Here is a 1,630-nt window from a genome sequence, read left to right as displayed (position 1 = left end):
TGTCCTTATTTGCCAGCACGTAAAGGTGGGAACTTTAAGGAGACTGCCGGTGATAAACCGGAGGAAGGTAGGGACGACGTCAAGTCATCATGGCCCTTATGACCAGGGCTACACACGTGCTACAATGGTCGGTACAATGGGTTGCCAAACCGCGAGGTGGAGCTAATCTCATAAAACCGATCCCAGTCCGGATTGTAGTCTGCAACTCGACTACATGAAGTCGGAATCGCTAGTAATCGTGGATCAGAATGCCACGGTGAATACGTTCCCGGGTCTTGTACACACCGCCCGTCACACCATGGAAGTTGATTGCTCCAGAAGTAGGTAGCTTAAAAATGGGCGCTTACCACGGAGTGGTCGATGACTGGGGTGAAGTCGTAACAAGGTAGCCGTAGGGGAACCTGCGGCTGGATCACCTCCTTTAAAGAGCGACTCGCAGGTGATACGAGCTTCCATAGAAACTTATTTAAGATAGAAGAAGAGAAAAGCTAGATCTGGGCCTATAGCTCAGTTGGTTAGAGCACACGCTTGATAAGCGTGGGGTCGGTAGTTCGAGTCTACCTAGGCCCACCAAATAAGTAACCCGGTAAAAGGGGGATTAGCTCAGTTGGTAGAGCGCCTGCCTTGCACGCAGGAGGCCATCGGTTCGACTCCGTTATCCTCCACCATTTTAAATGGTTATGGATTGGTAGTTGAGGATCTAGAGAGATAAAGTTTAGGGTTAGCAGTCACTCATTACTAGAATGAGTAATAAGTAAGCTTGCTAATGAAGATTAAATCTCTATAATTCTTCTTCCGAAATAGAATAGACGATAAATAAAGTGATTTATAATCTTACAAGTAGTAAGGAAATAAATTAAGTCATCTTATTTATACTCTAATCTATTTAGAGTGTTCTTTAACAATTTGGATTAGTTGGTGCAACGTAATAGCGATGCAGCAGTCATTATTGATCGATGTGAATCGAGTAATAATGGCCAAGATCTTTTGGGTCTTGATGTTGATTTATTCTTCTCGTGATGAGAATGGTAAGTTGGTATTGAGATATAAAGAGAGATCGGGAGAGATTGCATTACTTAAGTAAGCGATGTATTCAATTTTACTGACTGTCAGAAATGACAGATTGATAAAATGAGTTAACTTAAAGTGAAACGTTATCATGTTACATTCGTAGGAGAATTAGAAAGCTATTAAATCATATAGTTTGGACGATTCATTAAAAAAATGAGTCTAATCCCTATTATATGGTCAAGTGAATAAGCGTACATGGCGGATGCCTTGGCGATTACAGGCGATGAAGGACGTGGAAGTCTGCGAAAAGTTTCGGGGAGCTGGCAATCAAGCTTTGATCCGGAAATGTCCGAATGGGGAAACCCGCACAGGCTTAAAACCCTGTCATCCACAGCTGAATAAAATAGGCTGCTGGAAGCGAACCTGGTGAACTGAAACATCTAAGTAACCAGAGGAAAAGAAATCAATTGAGATTCCCGCAGTAGTGGCGAGCGACCCGGGAGTAGCCGATATATGATAGCTGTTTATATAGAAGAACCATATGGAAAGATGGACCGTAGAGGGTGATAGTCCCGTATTCGAAATGTAGACAGTGGTACTAGGTATATCAACAAGTAGG

At 43.0% G+C, this 1,630-nt stretch carries 2 tRNA genes and 2 rRNA genes; all 4 read left to right on the top strand.

What is annotated here, in order from left to right:
* A 16S ribosomal RNA gene (locus DC083_RS09920) occupies positions 1-423 on the top strand; the annotation flags it as partial.
* A 73-nt stretch (positions 424-496) separates the two neighbouring features.
* Positions 497-573, top strand: a tRNA-Ile gene (locus DC083_RS09915).
* Positions 574-592: 19 nt separating this feature from the next.
* Positions 593-668: transfer RNA gene (locus DC083_RS09910), tRNA-Ala, on the top strand.
* A gap of 578 nt (positions 669-1,246) precedes the next feature.
* A 23S ribosomal RNA gene (locus tag DC083_RS09905) occupies positions 1,247-1,630 on the top strand; the annotation flags it as partial.

This window comes from Ignatzschineria ureiclastica (assembly GCF_003121845.1).
In the GTDB taxonomy this organism is placed as follows: domain Bacteria; phylum Pseudomonadota; class Gammaproteobacteria; order Cardiobacteriales; family Wohlfahrtiimonadaceae; genus Ignatzschineria; species Ignatzschineria ureiclastica.
This window is presented reverse-complemented; position numbering and strand designations above follow the sequence as displayed.